The following is an 18,194-nucleotide window of genomic DNA, read 5'->3' on the forward strand; positions in this document are numbered from 1 at the left end:
CCACGCTATGGCTTGAGTAATACCCCTGCTGGCCTGCTGAACGTTTGGCGCCCAGCCTTGTAGCCCATTAGCGGCGCGCTGATCTCGGCAATCACCGCTGCCGGTGAAGGCGCGTCGAAGACGATGAAATCTGCACGGCAACCAGGTAGAAGGCCGTAATCCGTCAGGCGGAGCAGGCGCGCCGATTCACTGGACACCCATGACAGGCATTGCAGCAACTCCGGCACAGTGCCCATCTGACTGACGTTGGCGAACAGATTGGCCTGGCGAATCAGCGAAGCGTCACCATAGGGCGTGAACGGGTTGCCGATGTTGTTGGTCGAGACCGAGCAGGTCACCCCGCAGGCATGCAGTTGAGCCAAGGGTGCAAGACCGCGTGGTTTGTTATGAAAGGCATCGCGCCCCATCAGGAACAGATCGGTGCTGGGCAGGCAAGTGACCTGCACGCCAACGTCCGCCAACTGCCGGCCCAACTCCATCAACTGTTCACGAGGCAACGTCGACAGTTTGGTGACATGGCCGATGGTCACTCGACCGCCCCAGCCATGCAGTTGCGTACAGCGGGCAACTTCCATGACGGTCATGCCTTCAGGATTCAGATCGAAATCCAGGTGCAAATCCAGATCGCAATCGTAAGTTACGGCCAGTTCGAACAGGCGCTGAATCTGCCCGAGAGGATCACTGTCCATGTAGGGGCAGCCGCCAAGCACCGTTGCGCCACACTCCAGCGCCTGGCAGAGCAGGGCTTCGGTGCCCGGGTTGTTGAGCAGTCCCTCTTGAGGAAATACGCAGATCTGGAGCGTGATCGCCCAGGCGTAATCGGTCTGCAGGCGGCGAATCGCATTGAAGCCGATCAGCCCTATTTGCGGGTCAAGTTCGACGTGGGTGCGCATGAACGTGGTGCCCTGCAGAATCGCCTTGTCCAGCACCTGTGCACCGCGCAGATAGATGTCTTGCTCGGTGAATTCGGCTTTCGCCGCCCGAGTCTGGGCAATTGCTTCGGCCAGCGTGCCTTGCTGCAAATGGCAGCGCTGCATGATGCACGCCTTGTCCAGATGGATATGGGTCTCGACCAGCCCCGGTAGCAACAGGCGGCCCTGCAGGTCGAGGGTTTCCCATGCGGTAGTGGCCGGGTGAAAGGCCGGGACGAAACAGCCATTCTCGATGTACAACACCGCGTCCGCAGAGGTCTTTTCGCCGACGCGTGCATTGATGATTTTCAGGGCACTCATGCGCTGACGCCTTCGCCCAGATACGCGGCGGCCAGTTCGTCGTCGCCGCGCAACTGTGCGGCGCTCCCGGATTTGACGATGCAGCCGGTTTCCAGCACGTACGCCCGATCGGCGACTTGCAAGGCGAGGTTGGCCATTTGGTCCACCAGCAACAAGGTCACACCATCGTCGCGCAGGGCTGCCAAGGCGTCGTACAGTTCACCGATCATGGCAGGGGAGAGGCCCAGCGACGGTTCGTCGAGCAGCAGTATTTTGGGTTTGGCCATCAAGCCGCGGCCCACGGCAACCATCTGCTGTTCGCCACCGGACAGCAGGCCCGCCGGGCTGTCGATGCGGTCGCGCAAACGCGGAAAGCGCCGCAGGATCGCCTCGATTTCGGCATCGGCGTCGAACGCTTCGCGCCGCGAATAACCACCCAGCAACAGGTTGTCGCGCACTGTCAGGTACGGGAATACCTGGCGACCTTCCGGAACCAGTGCCAGACCTTTACCGGCGATGCCACTGGCGCTGACCATCTCAATGTTTTCGTTGTCCAGCAGGATGCTGCCGCTGGCGGCCCGATGCAGCCCGGCCAGGCACTGCAAGATGCTCGATTTGCCCGCGCCGTTGGCGCCAAGGATCGCCACCATCTCGCCGGGATTGACCACGAGGTTGACCTTGTTGACCACCGGCGCTGCGCCGTAATCGATCACCAGATCTTTGACGTACAAGCGTGCGTCGCGACTTCCATCCCAAGTCTGTTCACGGGGCGTCGCCTGGTAATCTGTCCCACCCAGATAGGCGGCTATGACCTGTTTGTTCTGGCGGATTTCGGCCGGTGTACCGAAGGCGATGGGCTTGCCCGCGTCCAGCACCAGCAGGCGTTCCGACACCGACATGACCAACGCCATGTCGTGCTCGACCAGAATGACCGTCAAGCCGAAATCCGCCAGTTTGCGCAGCAGCAGCGCCAGTTCATCGGTGTCACGTCGGCTCAGGCCAGCGGCGGGTTCGTCGAGGAGCAGCACCGCCGGCGCGGTCGCCAATGCCCGGGCAATTTCCACCAGACGACGATCCACGTGGGGCAAGTCCTCGGCGGCGATGTTGACCGCGCCGCGATAGCCGACCAATGCCAGCAGATCCAGCGCAAGGTCGCGCTGCTCGGTACTGCAAAGCCTGAACGGTGATCCGAGGCGGCCTTTCTGCATGGCCACCAGCAGATTGTCGAGCACCGACATATCGCCGAATAACTGAGTGGTTTGGTAAGTGCGCGCAATCCCGGCGCGAGCTGTTTTCCAGGCGGGTAAACCAGCGAGGGCGGTTTGCAGTTCGATCTGGCCACTGTCAGGCGTGTAGAAGCCACTGATCATGTTCAGCACCGTGGTTTTGCCTGCACCGTTGGGCCCGATAATGCTGGTGATGCTGGCGGCGGGGGCATGCAAATTGACGTGCTGCGCGGCCTGGACGCCGCCGAAGCGAATGCCGATGTCTGTGACGCGTAAACCGCTCGAAACCCCTCGACTTTGCAGATGCGCGGCCAGCCTCGCTTGATTGATCGTGTTTGGTGGCACCAAGTGCGTGGGTTTGATCCAGCGACGAGCGAGCGCACCCAATAAGCCGTTGGGGGCGATCCACAACACCACCAGAAGCAAGGTCGAGAAAATCAACAGGCGGTATTCGGCGAAATCCGAAAGTAATTCCGGCACCAGCACAATCAGCAACGCCCCCAGTAAAGGGCCGAACAATGTCCCGCTGCCACCGACAATGACGGCCAGCACGAACAGGATCGATTGCGAGAACGGAAAGGATTCGGGGTTGATAAACATCAACAGTGGCGCCAGCACAGCACCCGCCAGACCGGTCAGCGCGGCCGACAGGGCGAAGGCGAGGGTCTTGCTCAGAACCGGATTGAACCCCAGCGAGCGGGCGGCAATCTCCGATGCCTTGACGGCGAGCATGGCTTTGCCACAACCGCTGTGGCGCAGACGCTGATAAAACGCAAGGGCGCCGATCATCAAGGCTGTGGCCAGCAATGCCAGGAGGATGGCCGGATCGAGTCCGGCGAACTGCGGTAACGGAATGCCCATCAAACCGTTGGAACCGCCGGTAACGTCACGCCATTCGATCAGGCTGTGATGGACGATGAAGGCAAAAGCGATGGTGATCATCGCCAGATAAGGACCGCTGACACGCAACGCAGGAATCGCCAGCAAGGCGCCGATCAGCCCAGTGACGACAGCCGTCACCGGCATCGCCAGCCACAGCGGCCAGCCCGCGATGGTCAGCAGCGCCGAAACATAGGCGCCAATGGCATAAAACGCGATATGGCCGAAGGAGATCTGGCCACTCAGGCCAATCAATATATTCAGCCCTACACCGACCACTGCCGCCAGCGCGCAGAGGGTGAAGACCAACAGGGAATAGCTGTCTAGCGTGAACGCCATGACAACGCATAGCAGCGCCAGCAACGCGATGAACACCGGGCCGAGCAGAGTTTTGAAGTCATTCATACTTTCACCAGTGCCTGACTGCCGAACAGGCCGTTTGGACGGATCGCCAACGCCAGAATCACTAGGGCGAAGGTCAATATCTGCGTGAAGGCCGAGCCGAAATACAGGGTGATCAGCGCTTCCGAGAGACCGAATATCAAGCCGGCGGCAAAGACCCCTCCGGCGCTGGTAATCCCGCCAAGGATCGCCACGGCGAACGCCTTGAGGCCGAACAGCAAACCCATCTCGGCATTGACGCTGAACAGGGGCGCAATCAGCAGACCCGCCAGAGCCGCGAAGACGGTTGAGATGGCAAACGCGATGGCAACCACCCGATTGACGTTGATGCCCATCAGCATGGCCGCACGTGGATTTTGCACGCAGGCCTCCAGCACCTTGCCCAACCGGGTATAGCGCCGCACCAGAAATAGCGCGAGCGCGATGGTTGCGCCGGCCAAGGGGATCAACAGTTGCAGCGCGCCAACACTGGCGCCTGCCAACTCGACATTGACGTTGAGCAGACTGCTGGTGAATTGCCGAGGCTCTTTGCCGAAGGTGAACAACGCCAGGTTATCGACCAGAATGCCGCCTGCCACCGTTGCCATCAGCCAAGCCTGAGAACCACGACTGTGAAACGGCCGCACCAGCCAGCGCTCGATCACCAGGCCATACAGCGCACTGAGGATCAGCGTTGCCGGCAGTGCCAGCCACATCGACCATCCCCAGGTGATGCAAAAGGTGTAACCCAGCACAGCGCCGACCATCATGGCGCTGCCTTGAGCGAAGTTGACGGTGCGTGAAACCACGTAGGTCAGGTGAAAACCCAGCGCCAGCAGGGCGTACATACTACCTAGCCCAAGGCCGGTGACGATGGCGGCGGTGAACATGGCGAACTCCTCAGGGCTTGAGTGGAACGATCTGGCCGTCGACGAAATGAGTGAACAGATAGTCGTCCGGCCCCAATGCGTCATGTTTTTGTGCCGTAAACGGCTGCTGGTACTGTTTGATCAGGCCGTCATAGCCCTCGATCGCATAGAAGCCGTTGCGCACGGCAGGGCCATCGGTATTGCCTGCCTTTTCAATGGCCAGAGCACTCAAGTGCAGAGCGTCGTAAGCATTGGCAATGCCCACGGCGGGCGTGACGTCGGCCAGACCTTTGATCTGCGGATAAGTTTTTTTCAGTGCGGCAAGCACTGCATCGCCCTTGGCGCTGTTGTGTTCTGTGAACACGTAGGTCTGGACGAAGTGGACCCGCGAAGCGTTCGGGCCGGCCAATTCACCGAAGCGGCCACCGGCCGGCCCCCAGTGTGAAACCACCGGCACGTCCCACCCCATGCGATCCAGAGACTTGACGACTTGCGCCGATGGGCCGACGTTGCCGACCATCAGCAGGGTGTCGGCGCCGGCGTTTTTAAGGCGAGTGAGCTGAGGCACCACATCGAGATCGCTGTCCTGGATACGCTCGACGCCGGCATTGGCCAGACCGCGTTTCTCCAGGGCGCGCTTGAAGCCCGCTTCATTGGATTCGCCCCACGGGTTATTGATGAGGATCATCCCCGGCTTCTTCATTCCTTTCTCGGCGCCGTATTTCACCAGCGCTTCGTCCACCAGTTCGTCGACGGCAGAGACGCGGAACACATAGTTATCCGCAGCACCGTTTTCGGTGATTTTCGTGCCGGCGGCCCAGATGCCCATGAAGGGCACTTTCAACTGGTTGGCCAGAGGCACAATGGCCAGGGAAACCGGGGTGTCCAGCCCACCGAAGAGCACGGTGACTTTCTCGCGCTGAACCAACTCGCGCGCCGCCAGCATGCCTTTGGACGGATTGCTTTCGTCGTCGCGACGCACCAGTTCGAGTGGTCGGCCGAGCACGCCACCCTTGGCATTGACCTCCTCGATGGCAATGGTCAGGCCGCGAGTCAGCGCTTCGCCGGATTTCGCCGACTGACCCGAAAGGGCTGCGACCAGACCAACCTTGATCGGAGGCTCGGCCGCCTGGGCACCACCAAACAAAGCCACATTGAGCGTGACTGCGGCAGCCACGGGAAACACAAGACGCTGCAGGTTTAAAAGCGGGAAGGCCATTGATCGTTCTCCTGATTGCTAGCATTTGCATAATTATTGCTAGCAAGTAGGATGCCAGTCAGCCGCCCCAATAAAACCGGGTGACGGGGCACAAACAACTTGAACTAAACGCGCCAAATTAACGCGCTCTGCACTAAGCAGAGGCGTCGATCCAGTGCTTATCAATAGTCAGTCAGGAGATTCGACGATGTCGCAGGCAAATACAGACGTGCAGATTGTTAGCAGCTTTCTCGAGGCCTCCATGGCGCCCGATCCTGTCAGGGCCGCAACCTTCATGAGTGCCGATGTGAAGATCACTTTCACCGGCGGCCGGGTCATGCCCGACCCACAGGCCATCACGGCGTTCAACGGTTCCCGTTATGCCTGGGTAAAAAAAGCCTTGGGCAACTTCGACTGGATGGATCGCGGTGATCACACCGTGGTGTATTCCAACGGAACCTTGTATGGCGAGTGGTCCGATGGCCGCAGTTTTTCCGGTAATCGCTATCTGGATCGCTTCGAAGTGCGCAACGGCAAGATCACCCACATGGATGTCTGGAACGACAGCGCCGAATGGCTTCTGATGCCGGAAATCGCCAAGGCTTGAGTTCACGCAGTGTTGAGGCGACAGGTCGGGTCACCGGTCAGGAACAAGAAGCCAGCGCAACAATGTTCAGAAATACATACAAAAACGCCGCTCAATGAGCGGCGTTTTCGGAGCAGGCAGTGAAGCACCCCTGAATGTTGCGAGCCTTAGGCGTCGCCGTTCCAGGGGCGGTCTCCATTCTCGTCCTTGATGCGGGTCGGCAGACCCATTACATCCAGTGCCTTGAGGAACGGCTCAGCCGGCAGCTCCTCGACGTTGGCCATACGCTGGACATCCCACTCGCCGCGGGCGACCAGCAGGGCAGCAGCGACTGGTGGTACGCCAGCGGTATAGGAAATGCCCTGGCTGTCGGTTTCGGCAAAGGCTTCCTCGTGGTCGGCCACGTTGTAGATGAACACTTCACGCGGCTGGCCATCCTTGGTGCCTTTGACCAGATCACCGATGCAGGTCTTGCCGGTGTAGCCGGGCGCCAGCGAACTCGGATCAGGCAGCACGGCCTTGACCACTTTCAGCGGCACAACCTCCAGGCCTTCGGCGGTCTTGACCGGTTGCTCGGACAGCAGGCCGAGGTTCTTGAGTACGGTGAACACGTTGATGTAGTGCTCGCCGAAGCTCATCCAGAAGCGCACGTTGGGCACGTCCAGATTCTTCGACAGCGAGTGCACTTCATCGTGACCGGTCAGGTACAGATTCTGCGACCCTACGACTGGCAGGTCGTCGGTGCGCTTGACTTCGAACATGGTGTTACTGGTCCACTGGCTGTTCTGCCAGCTCCACACCTGTCCGGTGAACTCACGGAAATTGATTTCCGGATCGAAATTGGTGGCGAAATACTTGCCATGGGAACCGGCATTGACGTCGAGAATATCGATGGATTCAATTCGGTCGAAATACTGTTGCTGCGCAAGTGCAGCATAGGCGTTGACCACGCCTGGGTCGAAACCCACACCGAGAATCGCAGTGATGTTCTTCTCTTTACACTCTTCGAGGTGATTCCACTCGTAGTTGCCGTACCAGGGCGGCGTCTCGCAGATTTTGCCCGGCTCCTCGTGAATGGCAGTGTCCAGATAGGCTACGCCGGTATCGATACAGGCACGCAGTACCGACATGTTGAGGAACGCGGAACCGACGTTGATGACGATCTGTGATCCGGTTTCGCGGATCAGCGACTTGGTCGCCTCGACATCCAGCGCATTCAGCGAGAAGGCTTTGATGTCGGCGGGTTGTTTGAGGCTACCCTTGGCCTTGACGCTATCGATGATGGCCTGGCATTTGGAGATGTTGCGCGACGCGATAGCGATACGACCGAGTTCATCGTTATGCTGTGCGCACTTGTGGGCCACCACCTTAGCGACACCTCCTGCACCAATGATAAGAACGTTCTTTTTCAATTGCTTTTACTCTCCTTTATCTGTCCGTTTACGAAAGGCTGGACAGGTAGTCTTCATAACCAAATTGGCGCACCACTTCGACCGTTCCGTCGAGTTGCTTTACCACGATGGATGGCATTTTCAGGCCGTTGAACCAGTTTTTCTTGACCATGGTGTAACCCGCGGTATCGATGAATGACAGTCGATCGCCGATGGCCAGTGGACGGTCAAATTGGTACTCGCCGAAGATGTCCCCGGCCAGGCACGACTTGCCGCACACCATGTAGGTGTGTTCACCGTCGCTCGGTGCCAGTTTGGCGTTGAGGCGATAAATCAGCAGGTCAAGCAAATGGGCTTCAATGGAGCTGTCCACCACTGCCAGGTGCTTGCCGTTGTAGAGGGTGTCGAGCACCGTCACTTCCAGCGAGGCACTGTTGGTGATCGCCGCTTCGCCGGGCTCCAGGTAGACCTGCACGCCGTACTTTTGCGAAAACGCCTTCAACCGCGCACAGAAAGCATCCAGCGCATAGCCTTCACCGGTGAAGTGAATACCGCCGCCCAGGCTGACCCAGCTGACCTTGTGCAGCAGCTCACCGAAGCGTTCTTCGATGGTGCAGAGCATTTGGTCGAACAGACCGAAGTCGCCGTTCTCACAGTTATTGTGGAACATGAAGCCGGATATCTGATCGATAACGCCTTCGATCTTCACCGGGTCCCATTCACCGAGACGGCTGAACGGACGCGCCGGGTCGGCAAGCAGATAATCGGAACTGCTGACTTGCGGGTTGACTCGCAGGCCGCGGACTTTGCCTTCAGCACGCCTGGCAAAGCGTTGCAGCTGGCTGATGGAGTTGAAGATGATCTTGTCGCAATTGTCGAGCATCTCCTCGATCTCATCGTCGGCCCAGGCCACGCTGTAGGCGTGGGTTTCGCCTTCGAACTTCTGCCGGCCGAGCTTGAGCTCGTACAGCGACGACGAGGTGGTGCCGTCCATGTATTGCTGCATCAAATCAAACACCGACCAGGTCGCGAAGCACTTGAGCGCCAGCAGGGCCTTTGCCCCGGACTGTTCGCGCACATAGGCAATCTTCTGCATGTTGGTCAGCAGTTTCTGTTTGTCGATGAGGTAGTACGGTGTTTTGATCATTTCGAGGCCTCCGGCAAGGCCAGCCAAAAAAGGATGCGCATTGTGCCCGGACTGACTCCATATCGAAAGAGCTGAGCGTACGACTCATTGAGCTAATGAATCTAAAGGGCGCGATTCACTACACATGAGGTTCGTTCGGCGGCCGTTAGTAAGAAGGTAGTCAGGTGATGACTGCCCAATGGCGGAGTAAGAACAGAAGGGGGGGATAAGCCCTAGCTAGACAGTCTTGAGGCCGATCAGTAGCGTCAAGCCATTACGTTACCTTTGCTGGTTTGGTACGTGTTGCCTTTCATATCGCTTTTTCACCTGACTTAGTCGCGTTTGCCATTTTCGCTTCTATGCAAATCAGGTGTTTACTGCGTGACAACGGATGTTATCAGTCAGCTCAAGATGCGTTGCGCGACAGCAATGTCGCCTGATTAATAGTTAGGTCGTTAGGGAGTTGGTTCTTATGTCAGAGAAGTCCGAATTCTGGTTCCGGTGGCTACAAGTCGCCTGTGTTGCGGTCCAGGCCTTTGGTGCGTTCATGATTCTGTCGCAAGCTGGAACGAGAGCATTCTTCGGCGCGCTGCTGATGCGCGACACGTCGGCCATAAGCAGGTTTCAGGAGTCAGCAGTCAACTACATCGATCTGCTACATGTGGTACTTGGTGCAGTGCTTGTGGGGTGGGGCGTAGCTCTCTTCTTGATGGTCCGCTATTTCTACAAGCTTCAGCCGTTGCTAGTAAGTCGGGTCGTTACTGTTTCCATCCTCTGCTGGGCCGTTCCTGACACTGCGTACTCCTTGTGGTCCGGGTTCTGGCAAAACGCTGTCCTGAATGTTGTCTTCATAGCCGTGTTTTTCCCTCCGCTGCTCGCGTTGAGACGGATCCTGCGTGCCTAGCGGCCTAACTATGCGTTCAAGCGGACCGCGGGTAGAGGTTTCGATGCTTCCTGATGCGTTATCGGTCCGCAACCGCTTAACGCGAAAGTAAGAGTGAAGGGCGCTACGCGTACCCGATCAGTGAAAAATCGAAGCGTTACGTCGAGAAGTTCTGCATTCCGTATGGACGTTGGTAACCCACCACAGCCATTGGCCTTGACCCAACAATGTACGGAACTCATACGCTACGCAGAACCAAAGCATCTCTGATTTATCGGAGGACGAAGAATCCGGGAGCTGTTCAACTCTTGCTTGGTCATACGAAGCTTGAAAGCACCGTCAGATACCTGGGAATCGAGGTCTATGATCCCTTGGAAATTGCGGAACAGACGGAAGTTTAACCATCCGTTGCGACGGTCGATGGCAAACCGTCGCGATCCGGCCCAACAGGACCGGTCAATCAAGGAAAGGACTGAATCACTGTTCAAGTGAAAAGCATTGGCATCGGGTCGGAGCTTTTGGGTCTACAGTCTTGTATGTCGGGCACTGGAAGAAATTGAAATGAACGTGTCGTCTTCGATCTCGCCGCCAAGGTATATCGTCCTGCTGGGCTATGGCGGTTTGCTGCCGTTTATTGGTCTCGCGCTACTCATCCTCACGTCTCTAGAATATCGACCGTTTGGGGCTGTGGCGCTGGTCAACTATGGCGCTGTCATCCTGAGCTTTATCGGCGCCTTGCACTGGGGCTTCGCCATGTCAGTGCAAAACATGACTGCCGAACTGCGCCGCGACCGGCTTATATGGAGCGTCATCCCGGCTCTTATCGCTTGGCTCAGCACGTTACTGCCGGTGCCATTGGGGTGCTTGCTCTTGATCGTCGGATTTGTCGTCCACTTCTGGCAAGACCGACAGTTGGTTCGGGTTGTGAGCCTGCACGCCTGGTACCTGCCAATGCGATTGCGCCTGACTGCTGTGGCTAGCGTTTGCCTGCTTATTGGCGCAATCGCTGTAGTCATTTATTCGTGAAACCGCGTCGACCCGAATCGTCTGCAGTGCCGGGCAGTCGCTTGTCGCGGCTGATGCGTTTTGGCAGTTTGGCCTCGGGCGTGGTGGGCGGCATGTTGGCCGAAGGTGCGCGGCAGTTGGCTCAAGGAAAACGTCCGGCGTTCAGTGACCTTCTGTTGACGCCGGGTAATGTGCAACGGGTGGCCGAGCAACTGTCGCAACTGCGTGGTGCGGCCATGAAGATCGGACAGTTGTTATCAATGGATGCGGGTGACTTCTTACCGAGCGAGCTTAGCGACATGCTTTCTCGTCTGCGTTCCGACGCGCATCCGATGCCAATGAGTCAGTTGGCCGCGGTTCTTGACGAAAGCTGGGGGAGGGGCTGGGAAGGGCGCTTCGAACGGTTTTCCTTCACGCCATTGGCGGCGGCATCCATCGGCCAGGTTCATGCTGCGCAAGGCAAAGACGGCCAGCGTCTGGCGATCAAAGTGCAATATCCAGGTGTGCGCGAAAGTATTTCCAGCGATGTGGATAACGTCGCTACTTTGCTGCGCATGTCCGGGCTGCTGCCTCACGGCATGGACGTCGCACCACTGCTCCAAGAGGCCAAGCTTCAACTGCATAATGAAGCCGATTACCTACAAGAAGCCATGCACTTACAGCGCTTCCATCAACTGTTAGCCGACAGTCCGGACTTTCTGGTTCCTCGTTGGTATGCCGAGTTCAGTACGTCAAACATTCTGGTGATGTCCTTCGCCGACGGCGTCGCATTGGAGAGCCTTGAACACGCGCCACAGACAGAGCGCGACCGGATCATCACATTGCTGTTTGCTCTGTTTCTGCGCGAGGTCTTTGAGTTTCAGTGCGTCCAGACTGACCCCAACTTTGCCAATTACCGTTATCAGCAGGAAACCGGACAGATAGTGCTGCTCGACTTCGGTGCCACGCGCCTTTATAGACGCAACAGCACCGAGGCATTTCGGAAACTGTTAGTTGCAGGCCTGCGTGAAGACCGCGCCGCCATCACTGACGCAGCGCTGGATGTCGGCTACTTTCAGCATGAAACCCTGCCCAAGCATCGGTTATTGCTGACTGACCTCATCTCCCAGGCCTGCGAGCCACTGCGGCATCAAGGCGCCTATGACTTTGCGATGTCCGACCTCGCAGGACGCTTGCGCGATGCAGGTTGGCAACTGGGTGCCGATCGCGACTTCTGGCACACGCCACCGGTGGATGTCCTGCTTCTGCATCGCAAGATAGGTGGGTTGTATATGTTGGCTGCGAAGCTTAAGGCGAGGGTGAATGTGCGATCCCTGTTCGAGCCTTACGTAGTTTGAGCGCTTCCTGAACGAAAAATATCCCGGCAGGCTTACGTCTAGTGCTAACCAAGCTGGAGGCGAGGTCATATGCGTCACTCGCAGTGGTCAATGACAGGCTGTACGCTCATTTTCATAAATCAGGAGAATCTATATTGTGAGTTCATTTAATCAAGATACCGAATCAAATGATCTTTTAACTGCCATGAGTGTCAGCCACTCGCAGTTTTCTGTCGGTCGCTCAGGTCAGCAGTTAATCCCAGGCGGACATTAGATAATGTCCGCCGGGTTTTCAGCTATTACTTAGGCATCAGCACTGTGTCGACCACATGGATGACGCCGTTGGACTGCATGACGTCAGCAATGCTGATCGCGCTTTTGCCACCTTTGGCGTCCATCACCGATAGTTTTCCATCTTGCGCCATGACGGTGAATGACTCCCCCTGCACGGTTTTCAACACGACCTTGCCGCCATTCATCTTGGCGTCCGCCATCAACTGCTTGGCGGTGTGAGTACCAGCAACCACGTGATACGTCAGTATCTTCGTCAAGTCTGCCTTGTTTTCCGGTTTGACCAGTGTATCTACGGTTCCGGCGGGCAATTTGGCAAAGGCTTCGTTGGTTGGTGCGAAGACGGTAAATGGACCTTTACTGTTGAGCGTGTCCACGAGGCCGGCAGCCTTGACCGCCGCCACTAGGGTCGTGTGGTCTTTCGAGTTGACGGCATTCTCGACAATGGTCTTGTTCGGATACATGGGGGCACCACCTACCATGACGGGTTCGGCGGCAAAGCTTGGTGACGCAGCAAAAAAGAGGGTAGCGAAGCAGACCGCGGCGATGCGTTGAGCAAGGGTAAGCATGGTACTTCTCCTAGATTCTTCGGTCCTTCGGATGAAGGTGATAAATGTACGGAGCAAGTCCCTTAACGGATGCATCAGGGCGACAATATTTTCCCTTGGGCGATGACCGGTCTGGTCGGCACCCTGATAGGTGAGCCGTTCAAAGATTCTAGAGAGAAGGCGGGCATTAGAGTGCCTACAAGTTCCGACGATAATCTCAAAGGCCATGTAGGCATCGGCTGACAGTAGAAACAGTGAACGAGGTTTGCCATCAGCTTCGACCGGCTTGAGCGCTCTTATTCTGCCAATAGGCGGATCGAGTGCGGACTGCACGTTCGTCGGCTCTCCGGCTATGTATGATTGACAACACTCCTACTCCGGCTCCGCGAATCTGTCGATTGCATCATCTAGGGCTTCAAGTAAGCATCCGTAGTACGACCGGATGCTCGTTTAATGATGAAGCGGCTCAACTCTAAGCCGCGACTTGTCGTCATTTGGCGTTAGCTGCTTTTTCGATCAAGCTGGCAACGATTTTCGGGTTGGATACCATCACCAAATGAGAGGCGCCCTTGACTGCGACGGTTTGCTTGGCATGTGCCCGCTCGGCCATGAACACCTGAGCTTGTGCCGGGATGTTCTTGTCGGCGGTCCCATAAACGAACCAAGAAGGAATGGTTTTCCAGGCCGGCTCGGTCGATGCTTCGTTTAGGGCGGCGACAGTGACGGGACGTTGAGTCGCCGCCATGACGCGTGCGTCAGCGTTTGAGACGTCCGCCGCAAACTGGTCGTGAAATTTGTCTTGTTGGATATACAGATCCTTACCGCCGTCAGCCAAGGCTACTGGAGGGGCGAGGGTAGGGCCCAGCGTACCGCCTGGGAAACGTCCAGATAATTCTGCGGTGGATTCACCTGCTTCGGGTGCAATGGCTGCGACGAATACCAGCGCTTTAACATTGGTGTTGCCATAAGCCGCTTCGCTGATGACCGGACCACCATACGAATGCCCGACCAGCACAACGGGCGTTTTGATGCTGGCGAGCACGTCGGCGACCGACTGCGCATCACCTTTGAGTGAGCGCAACGGGGTCGACGCTGCGATCACTGGGTAGCCATCTTTTTCCAGAATTTTGACGACGCCATTCCAACTGCTGGAATCGGCGAAAGCGCCATGAACCAATACGACAGTCGGTTTGACCGGCGCAGCCATCGCTGCGGTGGCTGTAACCATTGCGGCCGCTAAGGCCAGGCCTGAGAATAACTTGTTCATCTAGAGTTCCTGTGTGTGACGAAGGTTGACGCAATTCCATCAATTTGTGCCGGGTACAGAATCAGCCCTCCCTTTCGGGTGGGCACGTAGTAAGTCTGTGCAACGATTCAGAACCTTCTTTGCATCATCAAGAAAAACGAATTTCATCAAGTTGATGCCTCTGCGGCCGGTTGCAAATCAATGCACTGCGTGGCCCATGGTCTGCCCTAAACAAACCCGGGAGAACGACCAAAAAAGACAATCTACTGTTCCGGTTTTTGAAATGGCCGCGATTATTTCGGTCGGGAGAGGCGTTGCGCTTGAGGGGTTATTGAATTCAAAACTGATGTAATTCGACGGAATGCGTCCCTGCACAACCTCTAGAGAAGATCCTTTGATTTTGATCAGTTCGCGCAAAATCAATTTAGAGTCCTCGATGCCCTGTAGGCCAGATGCCGATACTCGTTAGCCCGCTCACTCCCAAAGGCTTTTTCTCACTACTGCCTTCAAGTACTTTTCGCGAACGTCGATACAGCAAAGACAAAAAGGGAGAATCTCATGCAAATCAATGCCGCTGCCCACGCTTCGATTAAAATCATAGAACCCTCAAATGCTGCGAAATCAGTGCCGAGTGAGACGTCAGGCGACTCCGACGTACCAGCAGTTACCGAAGGTGTGAAAGTGACTTTGTCCCCCGAGGGGAGTGCGAAAGCGTCAAGTGAGACCGACAAAAATGCGGATATCGACGCTAGCAATCTACCGGATGGCGTGAAAAAAATTCTCAAAGCGATAAGAGACATTCAAGAGAAAATTCAAAAGAAAATGGAAGAATTGGATGCCATCAAGAACAATCACTCTCTGAGCGAAAAAGAGCGTGAGGGGAAGGTACAGGGCATTATCGGGGAGTTAGGTATTCTCACTAGCCAGCTCACTACTACCACGAATGATCTGCACCGCACAGAAAACGAGATGAAGCTCTCGTCTTCGATGAAAAAGCTTTCGAACTCCCTTTCAGCTCCTAGAGATTGACATACACCGCCGCACATGGAGCCTCCACTAACGTCACCGGAAAGCGGTGGGGGTGCGACCTTCTTTCAAGAGACCATCGTCATTAAGAATGGCGTATCACTCACCGCTTTCGACCACGTTGACACGGTAACGCTCCTCCGAGAGTTCTGACCAGCCAAGCAGGTCGGCCCGCCTCAGGCTTGTCGGCACTCGATTCAGAAGAGACCTCCAGCTGCGTATTGCTCTAAATCCTTCCTGAATAGATTGATTGCCTGTTCAGAAGCCTCTACCAACATTGTTTCATCCTGCACAATTAAGCCATGACATCTCTGCTCATTCTCTAAACCCCATTTGTTGGTGAAACTGTTCCCAGAAGCGATCAACTATTGGAGTTGTCGCAGCGTTCTCCATTAATGGGAGATTCCAATGTTCGGCACTCATCAATCCTGTCCTGGTGTCTCCCATCCGGATACCTCAGTGGTGCTTCATCGTGAGCACGAAGTCGGCTTCTTGCTTCCCCAATTCATGGGAGGCTTGGCAAGTGAGATCAGCGGATTAGGCATGACTGATTTGTGCCAACCGCAATCAGGCAGAGGTTTGTTTTCGAGGCTTTGTACCTCACTGATGCATTCGCTGAAGCTCCGGCCGTTATTCCTCAAATGAAATTGGACAGCCGGGTGCATTCCCTACAGAGAACTGAAATGAGCTACGACTTCGATCTATTTGTCATTGGTGCCGGCTCGGGTGGAGTGCGTGCTGCAAGGTTTGCAGCAGGTTTTGGTGCAAAAGTAGCGGTTGCCGAAAGTCGATACTTAGGCGGCACGTGTGTGAATGTCGGCTGCGTTCCAAAAAAGCTGTTGGTTTACAGTGCCCATTTTTCTGACGACTTCGAACAGGCCGAAAGCTTCGGCTGGACAGCGGGCAAGGCGAATTTCGACTGGTCATCGCTTATTGCGAACAAGAACCGTGAGATCGATCGTCTCAATGGCATCTACCGTAAGCTTTTGATTAATAGCGGCGTCACGTTGCTCGAAGGCCATGCGCGATTAGCAGATGCGAACCATGTTGATGTAAACGGCCAGCGTTTCAGCGCTGAGCGGATTTTGATTGCGACTGGCGGTTGGCCGCGGATCCCGGACATTCCGGGACACGAGTATGCGATCACTTCGAATGAAGCATTCTTCCTGGAAGAGTTGCCTAAGCGAATCCTGGTGGTCGGCGGTGGTTACATTGCCGTGGAATTCGCCGGCATTTTCAACGGGCTGGGAGCTGATACTCGGCTGCTGTACCGAGGCGATATGTTTTTGCGAGGATTCGATCAGTCGGTTCGTACTCATCTGGCAGAGGAGTTGACTAAGCGCGGGTTGCGATTAGATTTCAACACTGACGTTGTCCGAATTGATAAGCAGCCAGACGGAAGTTTGCTAGCGACGCTTCAGGATGGAACGCAGCTCGAAACTGATAGCATCTTCTACGCCACTGGTCGAAGGCCTATGCTCGATAGTCTTGGGCTGGAAAACACGCGCGTCGAACTCACCGAGGCTGGCTATATTGACGTGAATGAGCACTTTGAAACTCGCGAGCCTTCCATATTGGCTCTGGGTGATGTTATTGGCGGTGTCCAGTTGACACCCGTTGCGACAGCAGAGGGCATGGCAGTCGCCCGTCGGTTGTTCAAACCTGAGCAATATCGTCCGGTCGATTATCGGCACATTCCGACCGCTGTGTTCAGTCAGCCGAACATAGGCACGGTGGGGCTTACCGAACAGCAAGCCGTTGATCTGGGCCACAAAGTAGTTGTGTTCGAGAGCAGGTTCCGCCCTATGAAATTGACTCTCACCGAGTCGTCAGAACAGACGCTGATGAAGCTGGTAGTGGACGCAGAATCTGATCGAGTGCTGGGATGCCACATGGTCGGTCCGGACGCGGGGGATATCATTCAAGGCTTAGCGATTGCTCTTAAGGCGGGTGCCACCAAACGACTTTTTGATGACACTATTGGCGTTCATCCGACCTCCGCAGAAGAGTTCGTTACCCTCCGTACGGCGGTGAGCAGCCGGTGACTGATCAGGTCAGGGTGCGCTTTTTTCATTTTTGCTTGATCAGGAATTTTCGAGTGAGGTTCGCGACGTCTTCCAGCCGGGTGTCCATAACGAAATGTCCCCCGTCGAGAATCGCAATCTCTGCATTGGGCAAGTCCCTGCGAAAAGCTTCAGCGCCCGCAACGGTAAAGGCCAAATCATGCTTGCCCCAGATAACCAGTGTGGGTAGCTGATGTTCACGCAGCCATTTCTGCCACGCCGGGTAGGCATCGATATTGGTGCGATAGTCGTAGATCAGTGCCATTTGAATCGCGCCTTCACCGGGGCGGTTGAGGAATGCCACTTCGTCCTGCCATAAATCGGGGTTGTACGCTGTGACGTCTGGATCGCTGCCGACATGCCGCTGTCGGGTTACGTCCAGGGACAAATGAGCAGCCTGAAACTTGGCCTCATAAGCACCACGATCCGCCCAGTAGGCTTTGCGGCTGTCCCACATCTTGCCCAAACCTTCTGCATAGACATTGCCATTTTGGAACACCATTGAGGTTATGGCTTCGGGCCTTGCCATCGCTAATCGCATACCGACGGGAGCGCCGTAGTCTTGCATAAACAAGCTGTACCGTTTGAGCCCGACTGCATCTGTGAAGTGCTCAATCACCTTCGCAAGGTGATCAAATGTGTAGACGAACTTGTCTGGTGGGGGCGCATCGCTGTTACCGAAGCCTGGGTAGTCCGGAGCAATGAGGTGGAAACGGTTACCCAATTGCTTCATGAGATCATCGTACATGCGAGACGAGCTGGGCACTCCATGAAGGAGTAATACGGAGGGGGCGCTGGGATCGCCAATTTCTCGATAGGCAATATTTACGCCATCGACTGTCACTTGGCGATACTTCATTTTTGGCGTTTCTGCTTGGGCATGTCCGAAGCCCAAAAGCATCGTCAAAACGAGAAAGGAGAGGTATTTAAGTAAGGGCATCACCGGTAC

The 18,194-nt window shown here is 56.1% G+C and carries 15 protein-coding genes and 1 pseudogene; 7 read left to right on the forward strand and 9 right to left on the reverse strand.

The genetic code is table 11. The features are described from left to right. Positions 1 to 5: 5 nt before the first annotated feature. The 4 genes from ACIOVB_RS01225 to ACIOVB_RS01240 are packed head-to-tail and all read right to left on the reverse strand — an operon-like array spanning position 6 to position 5,785. Entirely contained in the window at positions 6 to 1,232 is a 1,227-nt protein-coding gene (locus tag ACIOVB_RS01225) for an amidohydrolase family protein (RefSeq protein ID WP_401264125.1), read from the reverse strand. Continuing rightward, entirely contained in the window at positions 1,229 to 3,721 is a 2,493-nt protein-coding gene (locus tag ACIOVB_RS01230) for an ATP-binding cassette domain-containing protein (RefSeq protein WP_401264127.1), read from the reverse strand. Before ACIOVB_RS01230 ends, ACIOVB_RS01225 begins: the two co-directional genes overlap by 4 nt. Further along, the gene (locus ACIOVB_RS01235; protein ID WP_187679871.1) at positions 3,718 to 4,587 is read right to left on the reverse strand and encodes a branched-chain amino acid ABC transporter permease; all 870 of its coding nucleotides are present in this window, start codon (positions 4,585 to 4,587) and stop codon (positions 3,718 to 3,720) included. Before ACIOVB_RS01235 ends, ACIOVB_RS01230 begins: the two co-directional genes overlap by 4 nt. A 10-nt stretch (positions 4,588 to 4,597) precedes the next feature. Further along, entirely contained in the window at positions 4,598 to 5,785 is a 1,188-nt protein-coding gene (locus ACIOVB_RS01240) for an ABC transporter substrate-binding protein (protein WP_401264129.1), read from the reverse strand. A gap of 187 nt (positions 5,786 to 5,972) precedes the next feature. Here ACIOVB_RS01240 and ACIOVB_RS01245 point away from each other — a divergent pair, with 187 nt between their 5' ends. Further along, on the forward strand, positions 5,973 to 6,371 hold the full coding sequence (locus ACIOVB_RS01245) for a nuclear transport factor 2 family protein (RefSeq protein ID WP_401264131.1): 399 nt from the start codon (positions 5,973 to 5,975) through the stop codon (positions 6,369 to 6,371). A gap of 146 nt (positions 6,372 to 6,517) precedes the next feature. On the opposite strand, the gene ACIOVB_RS01250 is transcribed toward ACIOVB_RS01245, so the two are convergent. Next, positions 6,518 to 7,762, reverse strand: a complete 1,245-nt coding sequence (locus ACIOVB_RS01250; protein WP_187679874.1) for a saccharopine dehydrogenase family protein — start codon at positions 7,760 to 7,762, stop codon at positions 6,518 to 6,520. Between the two features lie 28 nt (positions 7,763 to 7,790). Continuing rightward, positions 7,791 to 8,888 carry a carboxynorspermidine decarboxylase gene (locus ACIOVB_RS01255; protein WP_401264133.1) on the reverse strand — a complete coding sequence of 366 codons (1,098 nt, stop codon included), beginning with the start codon at positions 8,886 to 8,888 and terminating at the stop codon, positions 7,791 to 7,793. A gap of 451 nt (positions 8,889 to 9,339) precedes the next feature. On the opposite strand from ACIOVB_RS01255, the gene ACIOVB_RS01260 reads away from it, so the two are divergent. The 4 genes and pseudogenes from ACIOVB_RS01260 to ACIOVB_RS01275 all read left to right on the forward strand — a co-directional run bounded on the left by ACIOVB_RS01260 (position 9,340) and on the right by ACIOVB_RS01275 (position 12,092). Beyond that, complete coding sequence (locus tag ACIOVB_RS01260) at positions 9,340 to 9,771, forward strand: hypothetical protein (protein ID WP_401264134.1); 432 nt, start codon at positions 9,340 to 9,342, stop codon at positions 9,769 to 9,771. A 182-nt stretch (positions 9,772 to 9,953) separates the two neighbouring features. Beyond that, a pseudogene (locus tag ACIOVB_RS01265) lies at positions 9,954 to 10,151 on the forward strand (integrase); the annotation flags it as partial. 160 nt (positions 10,152 to 10,311) lie between these two features. After that, positions 10,312 to 10,776 (forward strand): DUF3429 domain-containing protein, encoded by a 465-nt coding sequence (locus ACIOVB_RS01270; protein ID WP_401264136.1) that lies wholly within the window; start codon positions 10,312 to 10,314, stop codon positions 10,774 to 10,776. Positions 10,777 to 10,817: 41 nt separating this feature from the next. After that, positions 10,818 to 12,092, forward strand: a complete 1,275-nt coding sequence (locus ACIOVB_RS01275; RefSeq protein ID WP_401264137.1) for an ABC1 kinase family protein — start codon at positions 10,818 to 10,820, stop codon at positions 12,090 to 12,092. Positions 12,093 to 12,370: 278 nt separating this feature from the next. Here ACIOVB_RS01275 and ACIOVB_RS01280 read toward each other — a convergent pair whose 3' ends face one another. Both ACIOVB_RS01280 and ACIOVB_RS01285 read right to left on the reverse strand, forming a co-directional pair. After that, positions 12,371 to 12,931: a fasciclin domain-containing protein gene (locus ACIOVB_RS01280; RefSeq protein WP_401264139.1), complete on the reverse strand. Its 561-nt coding sequence runs from the start codon at positions 12,929 to 12,931 to the stop codon at positions 12,371 to 12,373. Positions 12,932 to 13,400: 469 nt separating this feature from the next. Further along, positions 13,401 to 14,177, reverse strand: a complete 777-nt coding sequence (locus ACIOVB_RS01285; protein ID WP_401264141.1) for an alpha/beta fold hydrolase — start codon at positions 14,175 to 14,177, stop codon at positions 13,401 to 13,403. 537 nt (positions 14,178 to 14,714) lie between these two features. On the opposite strand from ACIOVB_RS01285, the gene ACIOVB_RS01290 reads away from it, so the two are divergent. Together ACIOVB_RS01290 and gorA are read left to right on the forward strand one after the other, a co-directional pair. Next, the gene (locus ACIOVB_RS01290) at positions 14,715 to 15,185 is read left to right on the forward strand and encodes a chemotaxis protein (RefSeq protein ID WP_401264143.1); all 471 of its coding nucleotides are present in this window, start codon (positions 14,715 to 14,717) and stop codon (positions 15,183 to 15,185) included. A 680-nt stretch (positions 15,186 to 15,865) separates the two neighbouring features. Beyond that, complete coding sequence (gorA, locus tag ACIOVB_RS01295; protein ID WP_401264145.1) at positions 15,866 to 17,227, forward strand: glutathione-disulfide reductase; 1,362 nt, start codon at positions 15,866 to 15,868, stop codon at positions 17,225 to 17,227. A 25-nt stretch (positions 17,228 to 17,252) separates the two neighbouring features. Here the strand turns inward: gorA and ACIOVB_RS01300 are convergent, their stop codons facing one another. Then, complete coding sequence (locus ACIOVB_RS01300; protein WP_401264147.1) at positions 17,253 to 18,185, reverse strand: alpha/beta fold hydrolase; 933 nt, start codon at positions 18,183 to 18,185, stop codon at positions 17,253 to 17,255. Positions 18,186 to 18,194 lie beyond the last annotated feature (9 nt).

It is taken from the genome of Pseudomonas sp. NPDC087639, from assembly GCF_044743385.1.
Taxonomy (GTDB): domain Bacteria; phylum Pseudomonadota; class Gammaproteobacteria; order Pseudomonadales; family Pseudomonadaceae; genus Aquipseudomonas.